Source organism: Thalassospira lucentensis, from assembly GCF_011806425.1.
Lineage (GTDB): Bacteria > Pseudomonadota > Alphaproteobacteria > Rhodospirillales > Thalassospiraceae > Thalassospira > Thalassospira lucentensis_B.
Map to the genome: position 1 here is coordinate 61985 of NZ_JAATOV010000007.1, position 20599 is coordinate 82583.

General features: G+C 53.9%; 20 protein-coding genes and 1 tRNA gene. 12 read left to right on the forward strand and 9 right to left on the reverse strand.

All coding sequences use genetic code 11. From position 1 onward, the window contains the following. Nucleotides 1-20: 20 nt before the first annotated feature. Nucleotides 21-926: a LysR family transcriptional regulator gene (locus HCZ99_RS18415; RefSeq protein WP_167448486.1), complete on the reverse strand. Its 906-nt coding sequence runs from the start codon at nt 924-926 to the stop codon at nt 21-23. A 144-nt stretch (nt 927-1070) separates the two neighbouring features. On the opposite strand from HCZ99_RS18415, the gene HCZ99_RS18420 reads away from it, so the two are divergent. From HCZ99_RS18420 to HCZ99_RS18445, 6 genes are all read left to right on the forward strand, one after another. Next, on the forward strand, nt 1071-2573 hold the full coding sequence (locus HCZ99_RS18420; protein ID WP_167448487.1) for an ABC transporter substrate-binding protein: 1503 nt from the start codon (nt 1071-1073) through the stop codon (nt 2571-2573). Nucleotides 2574-2708: 135 nt separating this feature from the next. Next, on the forward strand, nt 2709-3662 hold the full coding sequence (locus HCZ99_RS18425) for an ABC transporter permease (protein WP_167448488.1): 954 nt from the start codon (nt 2709-2711) through the stop codon (nt 3660-3662). After that, the gene (locus HCZ99_RS18430) at nt 3659-4477 is read left to right on the forward strand and encodes an ABC transporter permease (protein WP_167448489.1); all 819 of its coding nucleotides are present in this window, start codon (nt 3659-3661) and stop codon (nt 4475-4477) included. The genes HCZ99_RS18425 and HCZ99_RS18430 overlap by 4 nt, the downstream gene beginning before the upstream one ends. Next, complete coding sequence (locus HCZ99_RS18435; protein WP_167448490.1) at nt 4474-5298, forward strand: ATP-binding cassette domain-containing protein; 825 nt, start codon at nt 4474-4476, stop codon at nt 5296-5298. The genes HCZ99_RS18430 and HCZ99_RS18435 overlap by 4 nt, the downstream gene beginning before the upstream one ends. Continuing rightward, entirely contained in the window at nt 5291-6100 is an 810-nt protein-coding gene (locus HCZ99_RS18440) for an ATP-binding cassette domain-containing protein (protein ID WP_167448491.1), read from the forward strand. The genes HCZ99_RS18435 and HCZ99_RS18440 overlap by 8 nt, the downstream gene beginning before the upstream one ends. Nucleotides 6101-6151: 51 nt before the next feature. Next, nucleotides 6152-7546: an amidase gene (locus HCZ99_RS18445; protein ID WP_167448492.1), complete on the forward strand. Its 1395-nt coding sequence runs from the start codon at nt 6152-6154 to the stop codon at nt 7544-7546. Between the two features lie 93 nt (nt 7547-7639). On the opposite strand, the gene HCZ99_RS18450 is transcribed toward HCZ99_RS18445, so the two are convergent. Beyond that, nucleotides 7640-8782, reverse strand: a complete 1143-nt coding sequence (locus HCZ99_RS18450; RefSeq protein ID WP_167448493.1) for an ROK family transcriptional regulator — start codon at nt 8780-8782, stop codon at nt 7640-7642. Between the two features lie 151 nt (nt 8783-8933). Here HCZ99_RS18450 and HCZ99_RS18455 point away from each other — a divergent pair, with 151 nt between their 5' ends. Genes HCZ99_RS18455 through HCZ99_RS18475 form a run of 5 tightly spaced genes read left to right on the forward strand, consistent with a single transcriptional unit; the run spans nt 8934 to nt 13589 of the window. After that, the gene (locus HCZ99_RS18455) at nt 8934-10007 is read left to right on the forward strand and encodes an ABC transporter ATP-binding protein (protein ID WP_167448494.1); all 1074 of its coding nucleotides are present in this window, start codon (nt 8934-8936) and stop codon (nt 10005-10007) included. Beyond that, nucleotides 10007-10882: an ABC transporter permease gene (locus HCZ99_RS18460; RefSeq protein WP_167448495.1), complete on the forward strand. Its 876-nt coding sequence runs from the start codon at nt 10007-10009 to the stop codon at nt 10880-10882. The genes HCZ99_RS18455 and HCZ99_RS18460 overlap by 1 nt, the downstream gene beginning before the upstream one ends. Then, nucleotides 10882-11706, forward strand: a complete 825-nt coding sequence (locus HCZ99_RS18465) for an ABC transporter permease (RefSeq protein WP_167448496.1) — start codon at nt 10882-10884, stop codon at nt 11704-11706. Before HCZ99_RS18460 ends, HCZ99_RS18465 begins: the two co-directional genes overlap by 1 nt. A 36-nt stretch (nt 11707-11742) precedes the next feature. After that, the gene (locus HCZ99_RS18470) at nt 11743-12834 is read left to right on the forward strand and encodes an ABC transporter substrate-binding protein (protein ID WP_167448497.1); all 1092 of its coding nucleotides are present in this window, start codon (nt 11743-11745) and stop codon (nt 12832-12834) included. Nucleotides 12835-12848: 14 nt separating this feature from the next. Next, nucleotides 12849-13589: a DUF1868 domain-containing protein gene (locus HCZ99_RS18475; protein WP_167448498.1), complete on the forward strand. Its 741-nt coding sequence runs from the start codon at nt 12849-12851 to the stop codon at nt 13587-13589. 259 nt (nt 13590-13848) lie between these two features. Here the strand turns inward: HCZ99_RS18475 and HCZ99_RS18480 are convergent, their stop codons facing one another. The 6 genes from HCZ99_RS18480 to HCZ99_RS18505 form a co-directional block, all read right to left on the reverse strand. Continuing rightward, the gene (locus tag HCZ99_RS18480; RefSeq protein ID WP_167448499.1) at nt 13849-14169 is read right to left on the reverse strand and encodes a hypothetical protein; all 321 of its coding nucleotides are present in this window, start codon (nt 14167-14169) and stop codon (nt 13849-13851) included. A gap of 170 nt (nt 14170-14339) precedes the next feature. After that, entirely contained in the window at nt 14340-15755 is a 1416-nt protein-coding gene (gene hydA, locus HCZ99_RS18485) for a dihydropyrimidinase (protein WP_167448500.1), read from the reverse strand. Nucleotides 15756-15772: 17 nt separating this feature from the next. After that, complete coding sequence (locus HCZ99_RS18490; RefSeq protein WP_167448501.1) at nt 15773-17035, reverse strand: cysteine desulfurase-like protein; 1263 nt, start codon at nt 17033-17035, stop codon at nt 15773-15775. A 35-nt stretch (nt 17036-17070) separates the two neighbouring features. Then, nucleotides 17071-17808 (reverse strand): amino acid ABC transporter ATP-binding protein, encoded by a 738-nt coding sequence (locus HCZ99_RS18495; protein WP_167448502.1) that lies wholly within the window; start codon nt 17806-17808, stop codon nt 17071-17073. Beyond that, nucleotides 17808-18476, reverse strand: a complete 669-nt coding sequence (locus tag HCZ99_RS18500; RefSeq protein ID WP_167448503.1) for an amino acid ABC transporter permease — start codon at nt 18474-18476, stop codon at nt 17808-17810. Before HCZ99_RS18500 ends, HCZ99_RS18495 begins: the two co-directional genes overlap by 1 nt. Before the next feature lie 77 nt (nt 18477-18553). After that, nucleotides 18554-19351 (reverse strand): ABC transporter substrate-binding protein, encoded by a 798-nt coding sequence (locus HCZ99_RS18505; RefSeq protein WP_167448504.1) that lies wholly within the window; start codon nt 19349-19351, stop codon nt 18554-18556. 175 nt (nt 19352-19526) lie between these two features. Here HCZ99_RS18505 and HCZ99_RS18510 point away from each other — a divergent pair, with 175 nt between their 5' ends. Continuing rightward, the gene (locus HCZ99_RS18510; protein WP_167448505.1) at nt 19527-20216 is read left to right on the forward strand and encodes a FadR/GntR family transcriptional regulator; all 690 of its coding nucleotides are present in this window, start codon (nt 19527-19529) and stop codon (nt 20214-20216) included. Between the two features lie 139 nt (nt 20217-20355). Here HCZ99_RS18510 and HCZ99_RS18515 read toward each other — a convergent pair. After that, nucleotides 20356-20432, reverse strand: a tRNA-Val gene (locus tag HCZ99_RS18515). Between the last annotated feature and the right edge of the window lie 167 nt (nt 20433-20599).

A 20599-nucleotide genomic window follows, 5' to 3' on the forward strand; every position in this document is an offset into this window, starting at 1 on the left:
CGGACTTGGCTGCTTTGGATTTACGAAAACTGGGTCCGCAGGAAGCCTTCAAGGAAATCAGACAGCCGCCGGGCGGCAAAGCTGCGTTGCCCGGCAACAACCCGGTTCATTTCCAAATGGGTTTCAATGCGGGATGCGCTGGCCAGTGGCCGCATGACCAAGCTGCCTTGGTCTATTTCACGCTTTACCGTCATTTCAGGCAAAATCAAAACAGCCGTCCCCCGCCGTGCCAGTTCCTTTTGCAGTTCAAGCGATGACGTTGTGAACGTGCTTTCACCGCATTGAAGGCCCGCATCGCGCAAACGCGCATCAAAGGCACGCCGCACACCAAAGGTCCGATCCGGCAAAGCCAGCGGATGTTCAACCAAATCAACAAGGGCGATTTCATCACATTGCGCCAAGGGGTGATCGGGCGACAGAATGGCTTCGTGGCGGATTGGGGCCCGAAACCGCGTTTCAATGCGGCTGTCGGCCGTCGAAAACATGGTGACGGATAAATCGGTCAGACCGTTGGCCACCGCATCCAAGGCGGCCTGTGCAGACGTTACTGTGACTTCGATGGTGATGGCCGGATAGCGTTGGGAAAATTCGGCCAATGCCGGGGCCAAAATGGCACTGGATGCCGCGCCATTGACATAAAGCGATACAGCACCGCGTTGCAGACCGCGCAAATCATCAATAATTTGCTCGACTTCGTTCAGGTCCCGCGCAATCGAAAGCGAACGTTCCGCCAATACTTCACCCGCCGCCGTCAGGCGAATGCCGCGCGGATTGCGTTCAACCAAGGCCGTGCCAAACAAATGTTCGAGCTTATCAAGTTGACGGGCGATTGCGGTTGGCGACACATTAAGGGCATCTGCTGCTTGGCGGATTGATCCGCATCGCATCAATTCGTTAAATACTGTAAGGGATTGGATTTCGACCATCGTTTCGCCACCACATTCATCAGTGCTACGGAAAACGTAGCACCCCGACATCAAATTATCGACTTCAAATTCACTGAAAAATGGTCTCTGTTATCAGACAGAAACATTTTCAAAATAAAATCAGGTCACATCAGGGGGACCACCATGCCGAACCGTTTCACACCAATCAGAAACCTTGCCTGTGCCGTTTCGACGGCCGCACTGATTGCATTCGCCCCGACCCTGTCACTTGCCGCTGGCAGTGTGACGTTTGGTCAGCCAGTTGAACCGGCGGGACTTGACCCGACCGTGGGATCGGCTGTGGCATCGGGCGAAGTCACATGGCAGAATATTTTCGAAGGTCTGGTTGCCGTGGATCGCGACGGCGAAGTTGTCCCGCAGCTTGCCAGCGATTGGACCATTGCAGATGGTGGACTGACCTATACGTTCAAGTTGCGCCCTGATGTCACCTTCCACAACGGTGTGGCATTTGACAGTGCCACGGCGAAATTCACCCTTGAACGCATCATTTCCGATGACAGCACCAATGGCCAAAAGGCCCTTTATACCGTCATTGAAAGCATCGATGCGCCCGATAGCACCACGCTTGTTCTTAACCTGTCGCAGCCGTCGTCAAACTTGCTGTATTGGTTGGGCTTTCCCAGTGCGGTGATGATTGAACCATCAAGCGTTGAAAGCAACAAAAGCAATCCCATCGGCACCGGCCCGTTCAAATTTGACGAATGGCGCAAAGGGGACCGGGTTTTGATGTCGGCCTATGATGGGTATTGGGGCGAAAAACCGTCGCTTGATGCGATCAGCGCGCGGTTCATTTCCGACCCACAGGCCCAAGCCGCCGCAATCATGTCCCACGACATTGACGTATTTGCCAAATTCGAAGCCCCGGAACTGTTTGCGCAGTTTGAAGCCGATGACAGTCTTGCCACCCATGTTGGGGTTGGCGAAATGGAAATCGTTGCGGGCATGAACAATACCCGCCCGCCGTTTGATGACCTTCGCGTGCGGCAGGCCCTGATGATGGCCGTCGATCGCAACATTCTGGTTCAAGGGGTCGAAAGCGGCTTTGGCACCCCGATTGGCAGCCACTTTTCGCCCGCAAGCCCGTATTATGTTGATCTGACATCGGAATATAGCTTTGACGTCGAAAAGGCCAAGGCACTTTTGACCGAGGCAGGCTATCCAAATGGCTTTGAATTTACCATGAAGGTCCCGACCCGAAGCTATGCCAGCCGGTCCGCCGAAATCCTGCAGGCGCTGTTTACCCAGATCGGGGTGACGGCCAATATTGAAAGCTCGGATTTCCCGGCGACGTGGATTCAGGACGTGTTCAAAGACACCAATTACGACATGACCATTGTTGGCCATGCCGAGCCGCTTGATATCGGGATTTATGCCCGCCATCCGTATTATTTTAACTACGACAATCCCGAATTTGATGCAGTGATGCATGACATCGATGCCGCAACAACACCGGATACCCGGGCGGCTGGTTTCAAAAAGGCACAGGAAATCATCGGCCATGATGTGCCCGCCCTGTTCTTGTATTCCGCCCCGAAATTGGGGGTTTGGGATGCGAAACTGACCGGGCTTTGGGAAAACGGTCCGGTGCCATCGAATGACATGACGGACGTTCGCTGGACGGAATAACGCCGTTCTTTAGCAGACGAACCATCGTACCAAGCCCCTTCGCGCCACCAAAGGCGACCGGCATAGTTTCCTTGCCCCACAACGACCCTGCCGGTCGCCTGCGCGTTTCCTTTTTCTGAAATGTGTGAAAGCCCAATGACCCCAGCCCTGAAACACATGCGCCGGGCGGCGGGATATCTTCTGATCCTGCTGGTGACGTCGTTTCTGATCTTTGTTCTGATCGAAGCGGCCCCCGGTGACCCGGCCGAAATCATGCTCGGCACTTCCGCCCAGGCAGACACCGTTGCCGCCCTTCGCGCTGACCTTGGTTTAGATCGACCAATGATGGTGCGCTATGCCAGTTGGATTGCCGGTGTGGTGACGGGCGACCTTGGCCAGTCTTACACCTATGGCACGCCGGTCGCCGAGCTGATTGGTGACCGACTGGCGGTGACCGTCCCGCTTACCCTGCTGGCGACAATTATCGCGATTTGCATTTCCTTGCCGCTGGGTGTTTGGGCGGGTTCGCGGCCCGGTGCGGTAACCGATGGGGTTGCGACGGTCTTTTCACAGTTTGGCATCGCGGTGCCGAACTTCTGGATCGGGTTGTTGTTGATCTTGCTATTTTCGCTGTCGCTTGGCTGGTTTCCGGCCGGTGGTTTCCCTGGTTGGGACGATGGCATTGACAAAGGCATCATGGCATTAATCCTGCCATCCATTGCCTTGGCCATCCCGCAGGCCGCGGTTCTGACCCGTGTGACGCGGGCCGCCGTGATTGAAGTCGCCAACGAAGATTTTGTGCGTACCGCACGGGCCAAGGGACTTGGCCGCAATCGGGCACTTTGGCTTCATACAGTGCCCAATGCATTATTGCCGGTGGTCACCATGCTGGGTCTGCAAATTCCGTTTCTGATTTCAGGGGCGGTATTGGTTGAAAACGTCTTTACCCTGCCCGGTATTGGCACCCTTGCCTATCAGGCGCTGTCGCAGCGCGATCTGATTGTCATTCAAAATGTGGTTCTGATGTTCGCAATCATTGTGATTGTCGTGAACCTGATTGTTGACGGTCTTTACGCCATCCTTGATCCCAGACTACGGACGCGCAAATGAAACGGATTCCCCTTAACCTTTGGCTGGGTGGCCTGATTTCGACTTTGCTGGTCGGATCGGCGGTTCTAAGCCGTTTCTGGACGCCCGAAGACCCAATAAAAATGAACATCCTTAACCGCCTTAAGGGCCCCGGTGATGCTGGGCTGTTGGGGGCCGATCAAATCGGGCGTGATGTTTTTTCAATGATTATGGCCGGTGGCTGGACGTCGCTTGGCATTGCATTGACCGCGACCATCATTGGTGGATCGATCGGCACCCTGATCGGGGTGACGGCGGCGGCCAAAAGCGGAATATTTGAAAAGGCATCCGGCTGGATCAACAGTGTTCTGTTTGCCTTTCCGCCGATTTTATCCGCCATTCTGTTGGGCGCGTTGCTCGGCCCGGGTGGTCTGACATCGATCATTGCGATTGGCGTTTTCATGATCCCGGTATTCACACGGATATCACGCGGGGCCGCGATGCAGATTTGGTCACGCGACTATATCAAGGCCGCCAAAATGGCCGGCAAAGGTCAGGCCCTGATTACCATCGAGCATGTATTGCCCAACATTTCCGCCCAGCTTTTGGTGCAGTTTGCCATTCAAACCGGACTTGGCATTTTGGCAGAGGCGGGATTGAGCTTCCTTGGCATGGGCATCGCCCCACCCACCCCAAGCTGGGGCAGAATGCTTGCCGATGCCCAGACCTATATCAGCACCGCGCCACATTTGGTGTTGGCACCGGGCATTGCCATTGCGCTTGCCGTTCTTGGCTTAAACCTGCTCGGCGATGGGCTGCGTGACCTGACCGATCCAAGGAGGAAACAGGCATCATGATGCTTTCGATTAGAGACCTCCGCGTATCGTTTGAAGATAGCAGCGGTGACAGCACCGAGGTTGTGCATGGCATAAACCTTGACCTTGCGCGGGGCGAGAGCCTTGGCATTGTAGGCGAAAGCGGATCGGGAAAATCGGTTCTGTCGCTGGCGACCATTGGGCTACTGCCCGGTACTGCGCGTGCCAGTGGGCAGATCATGTTTGAGGGGCAGGACCTGTTGACCCTGCCCGAAAAACAGATGTGCGGTTTGCGCGGGCGCAAGATCGGCATGATTTTCCAAGAACCGATGTCGGCATTAAACCCGGCCATGACGGTTGGCGCACAAATCGCAGAAGGTTTACGCCTGCATAAAGGCATGTCGCAAAGCGATGCCAAAACCGAAGCGTTGCGGTTACTCGAAATGGTTCAAATCCCGCAGGCCACCCAACGTATTAACAGCTACCCCCATGAAATGTCGGGTGGGCAGCGCCAGCGGGTGGGCATTGCGATTGCCATTGCCCTTAAGCCCGACCTTTTGATTGCGGATGAGCCCACCACCGCCCTTGATGTGACGGTGCAGGCCGAAATCCTTGATATTCTCGATGATCTGGTCACGGATTTGGGGATTTCACTGATCCTGATTTCGCATGACCTTGGCGTGATTGCGCGCATTTCTGACCGGACACTTGTGATGTATAAGGGCGACGAAATGGAGCACGGCGATACCGAACGCGTGCTGCGATCCCCCCAACATGATTATACCCGCAAGTTGCTTGACGCGATGCCCAGCCGGGCACGCAAAAGCCTTGATCAAACCGGGATGGAGGGCCCCCATGCCTAAGCTTCTGGAAATTAAAAACCTGACGCGCCAGTTTGATCTTGGCGATGGCGAAATCACGGCATTGGATAATGTGTCGCTCTCGCTTGAAGCAGGACAAATCATGGGTGTGGTCGGCGAAAGCGGATCGGGAAAATCGACGTTAGCACGGATTGTGATGGCGCTTGATACCCCGACATCGGGCAGCGTTCATATCAATGGGCATGATCTTTTTGAATTGTCGCCATCGGCCTTACGTGCGGCCCGGCGGGATTTTCAAATGATCTTTCAGGACCCATACGGATCGCTTAATCCCCGCCACACAGTCGGGCGCCTAATTGCCGAACCGCTTCATCTGGAAAAAAATGCCCCAACCGGCTCAGCACGGCGCGAGCGGATTGGCGAGCTTTTAAAGGCAGTTGGCCTTAAGGCCGGTGACATGGATCGCTTTGCCCATGAATTTTCCGGCGGGCAACGCCAACGCATCGCGATTGCGCGCGCACTGATCACAAAGCCCAAACTTGTGGTCGCCGACGAAGCGACCTCGGCCCTTGATCTGACGGTGCAAAAACAGATTTTGGATCTGATTTCTGGGTTGCGTGCCGAATACGGGATTTCGGTTCTGTTCATCACCCACAATATCGGCGTGGTCGAAGAAATCTGCGACGAAGTTGCGGTTCTTGAACATGGCAAACTGGTCGAAACCGGATCAACCGATATGGTCCTGAATGCGCCCAAAGAAGCCTATACCCGCCGACTGATGAATGCTGAGCCGACATTGGAACATATCGGGCGCAAGGCGTGGCGTGACGCCCGCGCGCCGTAAGAAGACATCAGATGTCATCGCCCCCAATAAAACCAGTTTAAAGGTGCCACCATGTCCGAACTTCTTACGCTTTCTGCCCGCGATGTCCTGAATGGGTTTAAGGACAAAACAATATCGCCCGTCGAATATATGTCAGAATTGACCGCGCGCGTGGATGCGTGCGAGCCCCAAGTCTGCGCACTGTATGATTATCAGCCCGAAGACGCCATGAAGCAGGCGCGTGCAGCCGAACAACGCTGGATGGATGGCGCGCCGATGGGGCCGCTTGATGGCATGCCCGTCACGGTTAAGGAATTGATCGCCACCAAGGGCACCCCCGTCCCCATGGGCACTGCCGCGATTGATTTGACACCCGCCAAGGATGATGCACCAACCGCCGCCCGGTTAAAGGAAGACGGCGCGATCATTTTTGCCAAAACCACCTGCCCCGATTACGGGATGCTGAGTTCCGGTCTTTCGACGTTTCACCCGCTTAGCCGCAATCCCTGGGATCTGAGCCAGAACCCCGGTGGTTCAAGTGCCGGGGCCGCATCCGCCGGGGCTGCTGGATACGGCCCGCTTCATATTGGAACCGACATTGGCGGATCAGTCCGCCTGCCCGCCGGGTGGACCGGATTGTTTGGTTTTAAGCCGTCATTGGGGCGTATCCCGATTGATCCGTATTATACCGGGCGCTGTGCCGGGCCAATGACGCCACGGGTCGATGACGCCGCCCTTTTGATGGGAACCATCACCCGCCCCGATGCACGCGATGCCACGTCCCTTCCGTACGAGGACATCAATTGGGACGCGCCGGGTATGAATGTTAGCGGCATTAAAATTGGCCTGATGATGGATGCGGGATGTGGTATCGACGCCGAACCCGATGTGCAAAAAGCGGTCCGAAATGCGGCAAAAGAATTCGAAGCACATGGTGCGGAAATCATAGAAATTCCGCCAGTTTTAACGCGCGCAATGCTTGATGGACTTGATGTGGCATGGCGGGCGCGTTTTTGGGGCATGATGCAACAATTGCCCGAGGCCAACCGGGCGAAAATCCTGCCCTATATCCATGAATGGGCAAAGGCCGGTGCATCAATCAAACCAACCGAGGTTGCCGCCGGGTTTGATCAGACATTTGCCATGCGCAAAGCCTGTGCGAAGGCGTTTGAGGATGTCGACTTTATCTTGTCGCCGGTGAACCCAAATGTCAGCTATCCGGCGGAATGGGCATCCCCGACCAACGATCCGGCCAAACCGTTTGAGCATATTTGCTTTACCGTGCCGTGGAACATGGGGGAGCAACCAGCATGTTCGATCAATTGCGGCTTTTCACAAAGCGGTATGCCCATCGGCCTTCAGATCGTCGCCCCACGGTTTGAGGATTTGAAAGTCTTCCAACTGGCCCGCACCTTTGAAAGCTGGCACGGCCCGATCACAAACTGGCCGGAAATCCAGCGCGGTTAATGCGCGGCATATGCAAAAGCGACGCGTCGCACACATCGTCCCGGACGGCATGATCACCATGCGTCCGAGGGCGATGTGTTGATGCATACAAGTTCAATCGATCTTTGGCACGACAGCCGGCAGGCCCATTAATTCTGCACCGACCGGCAAGATGGCCGCAGCGTTTGCCAATCCTGATGGGCCAAGAAGTTCTGTCGCGGTCAGGGATGGTTTGATCAGCGAACGCCGGGTTGGCAAATCGTAAAATCCCAAATTGATCTGCGCACATAGGGCGGTCAAAATTTCAAACGGCAGCGATCCACCCAGAACAATCGTGTCGGGGTTATAAAGCTGAACCACCGCGGACAGTGGTTGTGACAAGCGATTGCCGCGATCCTTAATCCAATCAACAAGTGACGCGTCCTGCCCTTTGAACAGTTTGATCAGATAATCCATCGTCAGACGCTCTATCGCACAGCCGAGATGTTGCGCCAAATCGGGCAAGTTGGGGCGCGGTCCGGTTTCGGGGATCAGCGCGCCGAAATTGGCGGCCTGGTTATATGCGCCGCGGAATATTTTGCCATCAATCACCAAGCCACCGCCAATGCCACTATCCAAGGTCAGGTGAAAGACGCAACGACGCCCGGATTCAGGTTTGTGTGCTTCGAACCCGGCAATGCAATAGGCGGCATTTTCCCAGTAAACCGGCAATTCAAACGTTTCGCGCAACGATGCGGCGATATCTTGAAACGGGATGCTAAATTGCCGCGGGGATATTTCAAACAATGTGCCATTTTCGCGCACGATTGCCGGCACGGCTTGGCCGATGCCAATCACGGGTGCTGGGGCGTTTTCAATTAAATCACCGACGGCATCACGGATACCCTCAAGGATGCTTTGGGCGTTACCTTTGGGCTTGATGATCCGGGTTTCGTGGACCGAACCGCTTAGATCCGCAAGGATGGCGATGCCGTCTTGTGGGGTAAGATAAAGGCCGATGCTGTAAAACGCATTTTTGTTTAAGAACAAGCGGATTGGCGGCTGCCCACGCCCGCCCTCAGACGGGGTTGATCGTTCTTCGATCACCAGCTGCATCTGTTCAAAGGTTTGAACCGCCTTGGACAGCATCGATTTTGACAGATTGAGTTTTTCAGCAATTTCAGCCCGGCTTTTGCCCGGGTTCAGCCAGACAAAACGCAGAACGGTCTGTTCGACATCTGTTATCGGCAATCGGCCATTTTTAAACCGGGTTCGCATCGTCAACCGATTCCCTAAATCCTGAACATTTTTCCGCACGTTTTCCTGTGTGCGGAACTTATCTCAATTGTCATGTACATGTCATGCACTTAATAGTAAGTTCGCGGTATGAACTAATTATAAGAACAACCCTTCATCGCCGGGAGCGAAAATGGCCAGACTTGAAATTCGGGAGGTCTCAAAGACTTATCCCAACGGTTTCCGTGCCCTTGAAAATGTGTCTATCGACGTAAAGTCGGGCGAATTCCTTACGCTGCTTGGCCCGTCTGGATGCGGAAAAACTACATTACTCAAAGCAATTGCCGGCTTTCACCCAGTGTCGTCGGGAAAGTTCCTGATTGATGGCAAGGACGTTACGACCGATTCCCCGGAACGGCGCGACACAGCAATGTGTTTTCAGTCCTATGCCCTGTTTCCCCATATGACGGTTGCGGAAAACATCCTGTTTGGGCCACGGCAAAACCGGCTGAGCAAATCAGAATGTGACGTGCGTCTTGCCGATTCATTGCGTCAGGTCGACCTTGAAGCCCACAGCGATAAATTGCCCACTGCCCTTTCAGGTGGGCAACAGCAACGTGTGGGACTGGCGCGTGCCATGGCGATGCGCCCGGGCGTGATTCTGTTTGATGAGCCGCTTTCAAACCTTGATGCGAAACTGCGTCATCAGGTGCGCTTTGAAATGCGGGCCTTGCAGGCCGAACTTGGCTTTACTGCGATCTATGTCACCCATGATCAGGCCGAAGCACTTGCGATGTCGGATCGGATCGCGGTGATGAAGGCAGGACGCATCGAACAAATCGCGCCGCCTTCTGACATATATGACCGCCCTGCCAATCGCTTTGTTGCCGATTTCATTGGGGCAGCCAACATCATAAGCGCTGAATTTATGGCGACGGACACAGCCAACATGTGGTCCGCACGCACAGAAATCGGCACGTTCAAGATTGCGTCGGATGAAAACCTGACCGGCAAGAAGCGCTATATTTGCTGGCGCCCGGAAAGTGCAGAAATTGTTGAAAATGCACCAACCAACACCGAAAACACGTTCACTGCCAAAGTTGTCACACAGGCCTATCAAGGCAATGTGACCGACATTGTCATGCGCCCGGTTACGGATGGATCAAACGACACCGTTAGCATTCAAACCCGCAAGCCCGAAACCATCCGGGCAGAGCTTTCAATCCGGTTGGCGCCAGATGCGTTTTCCGTTCTGGAGGATGTCTGATGCGGGCATATTCCCCAAGCAACTGGAAACATACCGGCGTTGTATTGCTGTGTCTTTTGCCCGGTCTTGGACTGATTATCCTTTTGATCGGGACGGTCATATCAATGGCTGTTGCGCAGTCGGTTGGATATTTCAATTTTTCCGGACCAAGCGAATTTTCACTGATCTATTGGCAGAAGCAACTAGCGTCGCCGTTTTTGCATCGATCCGTTTTGTATTCGGCGAAAATATCGTTGCTGTCGTCGCTGATTTCCGTCGGGTTGGCCTACATGTTTGCGATGTGGCTTCGGCGTCCTTTTCCGGGATCGACCATGCTGGGCGGATTGCTTAAGGCGCCGATGATGGTGCCCGGATTGGTGGCGGCGTTTTTGTTGCTGAACGTCATTGCCTTCCACGGTTTTGTGAATGAATTCCTTTTATGGACGAACATCATTTCCAAGCCGCTTCGCATGCAAAATGACAGTTTCGGGACGGCTGTGATTTTTCTGCAGGTTTGGAAACAGATGCCCTTTGCGCTTTTGGTGCTCATCGGCCCGGTTCAATCCATCCATAACGAGATTTTTGACGCGGCGCGTGATCTTGGCGCCAGTGCATGGACACGGTTTCGCAAGATTGTCCTGCCGCTGACCCTGACCGCGATGCAGGCGGCCCTTATCCTTGTTTTCATACGGGCGGCTGGCGACTTTTCATTCCAAGTGATTGTCGGCCCGCGCGAAGTCAGTTCGATGGCGCAGTACATGTACACGGTCCAGAGGTTGTACGGCGAATGGAATGAAGCCGCGGTTGTTGCTGTCGTGCTGATGACCATGTCTCTGACAGGCGCGTTATTGCTTGCTGCTGTTTCACAATTCCTTGTTACCGGCAGGAGGCGATAATGCGCAGATCCAAACTTAATATCCTTCTTGTCGCCATTCTGGTCATTGTGCTGGTTCTGTGGCTTGCCGTACCGTTTGGCATGGCGCTTCTTTGGTCGCTTGTCGATCCGAGCAAGGCGTGGAGTTACCCGGATTTACTTCCGCAAAAGCTGTCATTCGTGCGCTGGACAGAAATGTGGGAAACCACGAACTTGGCCTTGGCCATGGGGCATAGCTATACGCTGGCACCGATTGTGGCGGTCTGCACCTTGATCCTTGCCGCACCGACGGCCTATGCGTTTGCCAGACTGGATTTCCACGGCAAGACCGCGGCACAGATGTTGTCTTTATTGCCGTTGGTCGTGCCGGAATTTGTCACAGCGCTGTTTTTCACATCGCTTCTTTATAAGCTGGGCATCTATGCCAAGTTTCCCGCCATCGTTCTTGGGCATATCGTTTTGTTTTTGCCCTATGCGATCCGCATCCTGACGGTTTCGTTTGCGCAAGTGCGCCAAGACTTGATTGATGCGGCGCGCGATCTGGGGGCAAGCCCATGGGCACGTTTTTCATCTGCTTTTTTGCCGGTCCTTAAACCCGGCATTCTTGCAGCCCTCATCATCGTGTTCATTCAAAGTATCGAGGAATTTGCGATTTCGTTTGTCGTCGGTTCCCCCGATTTCACGACCATTCCGACAATTCTTTATTCCTATCTTGGCGATAACTTCATCCGCCCGAATGCGGCTGTTGTGTCCCTTATTCTGGTCGTGCCCAACATCATCCTTTTGCTGATTTTCGAACGGCTGCTCAAAAGCAATGGCGCAGTCACGGTCGGCGGCAAGGGATAAATTAACAGCCACTATTTTATCAACGGGAGCTTAGAAATGCTAAAACGCACGCTTATAGCAGCCGCCACGGCCCTGTCTTTTGCCCAGCCTGCCCTTGCAGCCGATGACATCATGACCAAGCCATGGGATGACATTGTCGCCCAAGCCAAAGAAGAAGGTCAGGTTGTGTGGTACAACTGGTTCTTGCAGCCACGGTTCCGCGAATTCGTAAAGGGATTTGAGGAAGAATACGGCATTGAAGTCACCATCCCTGATGGCACCAACGAAGGGAACTTCAACAAGTTTCTGGCCGAGCGCGATCGCCCAGAAGGCGATATTGACGTGATGTCCGTTCCCGGCGACGCGCTGAGCAAGTTCGACCCGAAGACCTATTTCCTCGGTCCGCTTGATACCCTGCCCGACTTTGACAAGCTACGTACCGAAATCAACAGCGGTGATGGCAAGGGATATGCGGTTGCCTATTGGGGCAATCAGACCGGCTTGGCATACGATCCGACACAGGTGGAGTTTGCCGACCTACCGCAGACGTTTGACGATCTGACAGCCTGGATGACCGCGCACCCGATGGAATTTGCGTTCAATGATCCGCAAGGTGGCGGTGCTGGCAAAGCTTTCGTTCAGATGGCTGTCCGATCAAAGGTATCTGATGCCGACCTTAAGGCCGAAAAATTTGACGCCGGATGGGATTGGTTTAAGTCGCAAAAAGACAATTACGGCTACACCGCATCAAACGCCGATAGCCTGACCCGCCTGAACGGCGGTGAATTTCACCTTGTGGTGGCGTGGGAAGATCATCTTGCCGGCCTTCAAAAGAAAGGTGAGATCGACAAACGCATGAAATTCTACATCCCGAAATTCGGCATGCCCGGTGGCGGCAATGCGGTTGGCATTCCCGCCAATGCAAAGCACAAACATGCGGCCCTTGTTTTTGTCAATTGGCTGACCTCGGCCAAGGTGCAGGAAATGCTGGCAACGCAGCTTGGCGCATCGCCGGTGAATAGTGCGGCCAAAGGTGTTCCGGGCGGTGTGCCGGCCGAACAGCGTGCCTATTCTGTTGATTGGCTGGCGGCTGACACCACGGACGCGATTTCCAGACAGTTTCTGGAAAAAGTCGTCCTCGGTCAGTAAACGGAGCAATCATCTTGAATCAAGAAACACCTCAGAACAACGAGCGTCAGCCACAGGCTGGCGCTCAATCTGCTATCCCGTCTGGCGTTGGCCGGAAATTCCATCCTGACGGCAGCATTCGTCCCTTTCCGGGCAACACGGTGATCTGCCACCTCGATCAGGACAGCGCGCTTTTTGACGCGCTTTTGCGCATGAGAAAGACGTTGGCAGAGCTTCCTTTTGCATCGGCTTATACCTTGCTGCCGCCTGCAAGCTGGCACATGACGGTGTTTGAAGGCGTTTGCGATGAAATCCGCAAGCCCAGCTATTGGCCATCTGATTTGCCGATGACGGCACCTTTGGAAACCTGCAATGCCTTGTTTGAGCAGAAACTGCAGGACTTTGACCTTGGCAGTGATGCGCCGTTTAAAGTCAAACCTTTGGGCTTGCAGCCGCTTGTCGATGGTATCGCGCTGAACATTCAGCCGGCGACCGATGATGATGAGCAAAGATTGCGCGATCTGCGGGATCGCCTGTCTGAGCTTTTGCTGCTGAAACATGAGCAACATGTTTCTTACGCATTTCATCTGAGCATGGGGTATCTGATCCGGAACCTAAGCCCGGATGAACAGCACCAGCTTCATGATCTTTTTGAAAATGAAAGTGCAACAAACGGCACATGCTTTGAACTGGGTGCGCCGGAGTTTTGCCGCTTTGACGATATGTTCGCCTATGAGCGGCAATTTTATCTTAAGCCACAAGAAACAACCAAATAGACTGAGCCGATCCGATGTGCATGCCCCCGCATGCACGTTCTCAATGCCGGTTTAAGGCAGGATCGATCCAGTCAAAAAAGCAGCCTTACCGGGCGCATCATCCGGTAAGGCTGCTTTGATTTGGATCGGAAAGACGAAGCCGTTAAATTTGACTTTGACGGGCCAGACATTGGCCGCAACCCAGTGCCAGCACCTCATTGGCGATCACGACAAAAGGGGTCTGTCCCCTTATTAGTGCAGGCTAATTAGGCCATGCGCCTTAGGCCTTGAACTTTTTCTTTTTGAAGATGATCACCAGCAGCACTGCACAGATGATCAACACCAGTATTTCCATTAGGCCGCGTGTCGCATGTCCATCGATGAATTGGAGTGCGTTGTTGCGAACCCCGACAGATCCCACTTCGCGTTCGCGTGCGGTAAAATACAGCCTGACAAACATGCCGGTCACGATAGAAGTGAAGATAATATCGATACCAACCAACACCGAAAGAACAATCACACCAGTCTTTTTATAGATCGGTTTGAAGAACTGCCATACGACCAAAACCAACAAGATAATTGCCGATATCGATGTGATCATCTTTCCCCCGCCCCGAGCTATCATGTTATAATAACAAAACGATATCGGAAACCGAACACCCCGCCAACCCGATCTTTTTGGCCGCGGCTTGGCCCATTGACGACGATGCCAGGTCAGTCATTGTGCAGCGGAATGATGGTGCGTGATGGCGGCGGCGTTCGCCGGTCTAATCAGACCGGCGAAGCCGTCACCAAATTGGATTTCTGGCGGGCCAAATATTTGCCGTCGCCCTTTTGGCCAGTGACTTCGCCGTCTTTCACGACGGTTTTGCCGCGTACGATGGTGTGGACCGGCCAACCTTTGACCTGGAGGCCTTCGTAGGGGGTGTAGTCGCAGCCCTGTGCCAGCAAGTCATTGGTGATCGTGACGTTTTTGGTCGGGTCCCATAGGGCGATGTCGGCGTCTGAACCAATCGCAATCGTGCCCTTTTGCGGGTACATGCCATAGAGCTTGGCGTGGTTGGTCGCCGTCAGTGCAACAAAGCGGTTTAGGTCGATGCGTCCCTTTTGCACCCCTTCGGAAAACAGGATCGGCAGGCGAGTTGCCACGCCGGGAATGCCATTGGGGATCCAGCGGAAGCTTTTCTTGCCCTTTTCGATCAGCTTGCCTTCGGGGTCGTCAAAACGAAACGGACAGTGATCCGATGAAAACAGATCAAACACGCCGCGCTGCAGACCATCCCAACAGGCGTCCTGACTTTCCTTGTCACGTGGCGGTGGGGAGCAGACAAATTTCGCACCCTCCATCTCGGTTTTATCGAGATCATCGGCGGTCAGCATCAGATATTGCGGGCAGGTTTCGCCAATCACCTTGCTGCCGCGCACCCGGGCGCGTTCGATTTCTTCCATGGCTTCGCGGTTCGACACATGGACGATCACAATCGGGGTATCGACGATTTCAGCCAGTGAAAGCGCACGATGGGTGGCTTCGCGTTCGGCGGCAATCGGGCGGGTTGTCGCGTGGGATTTGGCGGAAAATTCGCCCGCCGCTTCGTGCTGCCCGATCAGGAACCGAATGGCGTCTTCGTTTTCACAATGCACCATAACAAGCGCGCCGGTATTTTTGGCCGCATCCAGCGTATCAAGAATTTCATCATCGCGCAGGCGCAGGTTTTCATAGGTCATGAAAACCTTAAACGAGGTATAGCCGTCTTCGACCAAGGCCGGAAGTTCTTGCCCCAACACTGCCGGGGTTGGATCAGTGACGATCATGTGAAACGCCACATCAATGTGGCATTCCCCGTCCGCCTTGTCGTGATAGACCTTAAGCGACTGACGCAGACTGTCGCCCCTTTCCTGCATGCAGAAACTTAGGATCGATGTGTTGCCCCCAATCGCTGCGGATCGGGTGCCGGTTTCAAAATCATCGGCCATGACAATGCCATCACCTGATGGCTGGGCAATGTGAACGTGGCTATCGATCCCGCCGGGCATGACATAAAGCCCGGTGGCGTCGACGATATCAGCACTGTCGGTTAGATCATTGGCCAAGGCAGCAATTTTGCCATCCTTGATCCCGACATCGGCCATGAAGGTGTCACTGGCGGTGACGATGGTGCCGTTTTTGATAATGCGGTCAAACTGCATGGTACCTCCTTCTGGCTTTAGGCGCTGAGTTCAGCGGATGCGTCGTCAAACATCTTGTCAAAGGCCGCGGTCAGTTTATCGACTTCTTCGATTGTGTTGTAATGAACCATCGCAACACGGACCAATCCGCCATTATCGGTAACATCAAGATATTCGGCCAAACGGCGCGAATGGAAATCGCCAAAGCGAATGGCGATCTTGAACTGATCGATATACCGGCAAACCTTATCGGCATCGAGGCCATCAAAACGGAAACTGATGGTCGGAATGCGTGTGCCGTCTTTATTATCGGCATGACCAACGATGGTGCAGTTATTGCGCCCGCGCAGATAGGTCAAAAGACGATCACACAGGGCATTTTCCTGCGCGGCGATGGCATCAAAGGCCGCAACAATTTTGTCGCGCACCGATCCAGTTTCCCCAGCCATTTCACCAAGCGTTTGCAGATAATCAACAATGCCGCAGGTGGCATAAGCCAGTTCGTAGTTCGGGTTGCCCGGCTCTAACTTGCCGGGGACTTTATCCTTGCCATAGAAATAGTGATAGAGCGTGTCGAGTTCGCGCAAATAATCGTATTTGCCGTACATCATCGCATAGTGCGGGCCATAGGTTTTATAGAGGCTAAAGACGTAATAATCCGCGTCAAAAGCCTGCACATCAATCGCGCGGTGCGGCGCATAGGCCACCGCATCCACACAGAGACGCGCACCACGTTCATGAACAAAATCGGCAATTTCGCGGATCGGATTGATCGAGCCCAGAATGTTCGAAACGTGCGTGACACAGACAAGCTTGGTACGGTCGGTCATCAAGGGTTCAAGATCAGCCAGATCAAGTTTCATCTGATCACGATCCAGCGGCCAGAATTTGATCGTAACGCCGGCATCCTGCAAACGATCCCACGGACCGATATTGGATTCATGATCGGCAATGGTGACGATGATTTCATCGCCCTTTGAAAGCTGGCTGGTCATTGCCTTTGCCAGATTTTGCAAAAGCGCTGTGGTGGAACTGCCAAAGACGATTTCTTCGGGACGGCTGGCATTGACCAGATGCATCGCGCTGGTGCGCGCCTCGAGCAAGGCAGCGGCGGCACTTTGCGAAACGTCATACGATCCACCAATCTGCACGTTCTTTTCATACAAAAACGTATTGATGCGATCGACAGCGGATTTCAGGATTTGCGAACCGCCGGCATTGTCAAAAAACGTCCATCCGTTCGACAAAGCGGGAAACTGGCTGCGGACAAAGTCCATATCAAGTGACTTGTTTGGGGCCATTGGGGCATTCCTCCGAGAAGCGTAGCGTTTTGTTTTTAATGATCAAGAACTGCGTGCAGAAAACTGCGGGTGCGCTCTTCCTTGGGATTATCAAAGATTTCTGCGGGTGGTCCGGCTTCGATCACGTTGCCGCCATCCATAAAGATCACGCGGTCCGCGACCTGACGGGCAAAGCCCATTTCATGGGTCACAATCACCATCGTCACCCCGGTCCCGGCGAGCTTTTTCATCACATCAAGCACCTCGCCGACCATTTCTGGATCAAGGGCGGATGTCGGTTCATCAAACAAAAGAACCTTTGGCTCCATCGCCAGAGCACGGGCAATTGCCACGCGTTGCTGCTGCCCACCTGACAGGTTTTCCGGGTATTTATCAGCCTGTTCGGAAATACCAACACGTTCGAGCAACACGCGTGCGCGGGCTTCGGCGTCCTTGGCGTTGCTGCGGCGGACCCGCATCGGGGCCAACATCACATTGCGCAACACCGTCATGTGGGGAAACAGATTGAACGACTGAAACACCATGCCGACTTCGGCACGCACCGCGGCCAAGGCCCGGCCCGGCATTACAGTGATACCATCGACGGCAATTTCACTTTCCGCGTCGAACGATTCCAACCGATTGATGCAGCGGATCAGGGTTGATTTGCCAGACCCCGATGGGCCGATGACGCAGACCACTTCGCCTTGGGCGATTTCAAGGTCAATGCCGTGCAGAACCTGAAAACTGCCATAGGACTTTTTAAGATTGTGGATATTGATCTGAGCAGACATTAGCGCCCCCTGCTGTAGCGTTTTTCCAGCCGGGCGACGACATAGACCATCGGCCACAGAAGGATCAGGTAAATCAAGGCCGCGCCAATCAGCGGCGTTGGATTGGCCGATAATGCCTGTGCCTGTGTTGCTTGTTTAAGCAAATCAGGCATGGCGACAACCGATGCCAAGGCGGTGTCTTTCATCACGTTGATACAGTTATTGGTCAGCGGCGGGATAACGATGCGAATGGCCTGGGGCAAGATCACATCAACCATCGTGTGACGGTTGGAAAGACCAAGCGCGGCCGAGGCTTCGAATTGACCATGCGGAATGGCTTCGATCCCGGCCCGGAAAATTTCGGCGGTATAGGCCGCAGACACCAGCGTCAACGCAGTTACGGCAGAAAAGAACGGCGATAAGCGCACGCCAACAAAAGGCAGCGCGTAATAAACAACGATCAACAAGACCAAAAGCGGGATCGAGCGGAAGATATCGATATAGCCACGCACAAGCACCTGAATGAAGGCCGGGGCATATAAGCGCGAAATGGCAAGGAAAAGTCCGCCAATCAGGCCGCAAATGATGCTTGTGATGCCAATTTGAACCGTCACAAACAAGCCGCTAAGGAGTTGCGGCAAGCTGTTGATCAGGACGGGTATGTTAAAAAAGGTCGAGAATAAATCCATAACACCACCGTTAAAGGATGTACCGACGGTGAACGGTTATTCACCGTCGGCAAAAGTCTGACTGGTCTGGGCGTCGATTATTTGATCGACGGCATGTCCATGACCGTCACGGTCGAGGTGGTGTCTTCTGGTTTTGCGCCAAACCAGCTTTCGTGCAGGGCTTCGATGTAGTTTTCTTTTTTCAACTCGGTCAGCACGTCGTTTACTTCGGTTGCAAGCGGCGCATCCTTGTTAAACATGATCGAGTATTTTTCACCGGTGGTGATACGTTCGACCACTTTGAGGTCCGGCTTGTCTTTGACGTAATAAAGAAGGGCTGGAATGTCGCTGATATAGCCGTCAATGCGGCCCGCAGCCAGATCAAGCATCGCAGGTGCAAGACCTTCGTAGCGGCGGATTTCACCCAGCGAATATTCCGCAGTGTGTTCGCCCGCCCACATGTCACCGGTGGAGCCAGTATCGACACCAACGACTTTGCCATTCATGTCTTCAAGACCGGAAATGCCACTGGCAGCCGTCGCGGTCAGGGACTGGTCACTGTCATAGTAAGGCTGTGCAAACGTCACAGACTCAAGACGTTTATCGGTGATGGTGATCGAGGATACCGCCATGTCGATGCGGCCCGACTGAACCGCCGGGAACAGGCCATTGAACGGGATGTTGACGAATTCGACAGTTTTGCCCAGACGACTGGCAACTTCCTTGACCAGATCAACTTCAAAACCAACGACATTGCCGTCGGCGTCCTGAAATTCCCACGGAACGTTGCCGATATTCGCACCAACCGTCAGGTCTGCTGCGTTTGCGGACGACAGCGACGAGAGTGCAAGCACCCCACCAACGACTGAGGATGTAAGAAGTGAAAGAAATTTCATGATGATTTCCTTGTGTTTTTTGCCTACCCTGAATAGTACCGGTCTAACTGGTCTGACCAGTTAGACCAAACAAACATATTAAATTGACCCGCGCAAGCGTGTTTGTGCAAAAATGAATCAAATACGTTGCACGGACGCAAGTTGGGTAAAAAATAAGCAACAAGGAAGAGCGGGCATGCTCAGCAAAACACTTCTGCCGCAGACAGTTGCGCGCCAAATTCAGGAAATGATCCAAAGCGGGTCACTAAACCCCGGCGACAAGATCCCGTCCCAACGCGAATTCGCGCAGAAATTCGGCATTTCTCGTGCATCGCTACGTGAGGCGCTGCTGACGCTGGAAACACTTGGCTTGATCAAAACCGAGGCCGGGCGCGGCACCTTTGTGACTGATCCTGACAGCCACAAACAGGCGGATATGGCCCCCTGGCGCTATTCCGAGAGCCATACGGTGTTTGACGTGTTTCAAACGCGCATGATCCTTGAAGGGGAAATTGCCGCCCTTGCGTGTGATCGCCTCACGGCTGGGCAGCTTGAACATATGGCGGATGCGACCGATCAGATGGAAAAAGGTTGGGCCGCGCAGGATTTGATTTCCAACGTTGATGCGGATTTGGAATTTCACAACACGATTGTTCAGGCATGCAGCAACAGCATGCTGCGTGATCTTTATAAAACCGTGCGTGACCAGATCACCGAAACCCAACGCCAGCCGATCCCAATTACCGATCCGGAACGCATGCGCGCATCGATCGCCGAGCACCGCCGCATTATTCAGGCCCTAAAAGATGGCAACGCCAATGCGGCACGTGAAGAGATGCAAAACCACATTCGTAACACCGCGCGGTGCGCGGGACTAAAGGCATAACACTTCGCCATTCGGCAAACATTCGGAACAAAGGCAGGTGCACCAACGTGCCTGCCGTCTTCCGATCGACACCAGGAAAATCGGAACACCAGAACCCCAGACACACAAAACCCCGCGCGGCAAACCGGCGGGGCGGGAATGGTGGGCCTAACAAGACTCGAACTTGTGACCTCTCGCATGTCAAGCGAACGCTCTAACCAACTGAGCTATAGGCCCGCAAATCCATCTTTCGAAAACCGCCCCTTCGGGTAAGAAGAAGTGGTCATGCCGTTTGCGTCGGCGAGGCGGTATTTAGCCCAAGGCAGAGAAAGGCGCAACCCCAGAAATGGTATTTTGACAAAAATTCTTCATCAATTGTGCGGCAATTCCCATATGCTATTGTC

Coding starts and splice junctions, on each gene's coding strand:
- HCZ99_RS18415 (WP_167448486.1), bottom strand. CDS start 926: ATGGTCGAAATCCAATCCCTTACAGTATTTAACGAATTGATGCGATGC.
- HCZ99_RS18420 (WP_167448487.1), top strand. CDS start 1,071: ATGCCGAACCGTTTCACACCAATCAGAAACCTTGCCTGTGCCGTTTCG.
- HCZ99_RS18425 (WP_167448488.1), top strand. CDS start 2,709: ATGACCCCAGCCCTGAAACACATGCGCCGGGCGGCGGGATATCTTCTG.
- HCZ99_RS18430 (WP_167448489.1), top strand. CDS start 3,659: ATGAAACGGATTCCCCTTAACCTTTGGCTGGGTGGCCTGATTTCGACT.
- HCZ99_RS18435 (WP_167448490.1), top strand. CDS start 4,474: ATGATGCTTTCGATTAGAGACCTCCGCGTATCGTTTGAAGATAGCAGC.
- HCZ99_RS18440 (WP_167448491.1), top strand. CDS start 5,291: ATGCCTAAGCTTCTGGAAATTAAAAACCTGACGCGCCAGTTTGATCTT.
- HCZ99_RS18445 (WP_167448492.1), top strand. CDS start 6,152: ATGTCCGAACTTCTTACGCTTTCTGCCCGCGATGTCCTGAATGGGTTT.
- HCZ99_RS18450 (WP_167448493.1), bottom strand. CDS start 8,782: ATGCGAACCCGGTTTAAAAATGGCCGATTGCCGATAACAGATGTCGAA.
- HCZ99_RS18455 (WP_167448494.1), top strand. CDS start 8,934: ATGGCCAGACTTGAAATTCGGGAGGTCTCAAAGACTTATCCCAACGGT.
- HCZ99_RS18460 (WP_167448495.1), top strand. CDS start 10,007: ATGCGGGCATATTCCCCAAGCAACTGGAAACATACCGGCGTTGTATTG.
- HCZ99_RS18465 (WP_167448496.1), top strand. CDS start 10,882: ATGCGCAGATCCAAACTTAATATCCTTCTTGTCGCCATTCTGGTCATT.
- HCZ99_RS18470 (WP_167448497.1), top strand. CDS start 11,743: ATGCTAAAACGCACGCTTATAGCAGCCGCCACGGCCCTGTCTTTTGCC.
- HCZ99_RS18480 (WP_167448499.1), bottom strand. CDS start 14,169: ATGATCACATCGATATCGGCAATTATCTTGTTGGTTTTGGTCGTATGG.
- hydA (WP_167448500.1), bottom strand. CDS start 15,755: ATGCAGTTTGACCGCATTATCAAAAACGGCACCATCGTCACCGCCAGT.
- HCZ99_RS18490 (WP_167448501.1), bottom strand. CDS start 17,035: ATGGCCCCAAACAAGTCACTTGATATGGACTTTGTCCGCAGCCAGTTT.
- HCZ99_RS18495 (WP_167448502.1), bottom strand. CDS start 17,808: ATGTCTGCTCAGATCAATATCCACAATCTTAAAAAGTCCTATGGCAGT.
- HCZ99_RS18500 (WP_167448503.1), bottom strand. CDS start 18,476: ATGGATTTATTCTCGACCTTTTTTAACATACCCGTCCTGATCAACAGC.
- HCZ99_RS18505 (WP_167448504.1), bottom strand. CDS start 19,351: ATGAAATTTCTTTCACTTCTTACATCCTCAGTCGTTGGTGGGGTGCTT.
- HCZ99_RS18510 (WP_167448505.1), top strand. CDS start 19,527: ATGCTCAGCAAAACACTTCTGCCGCAGACAGTTGCGCGCCAAATTCAG.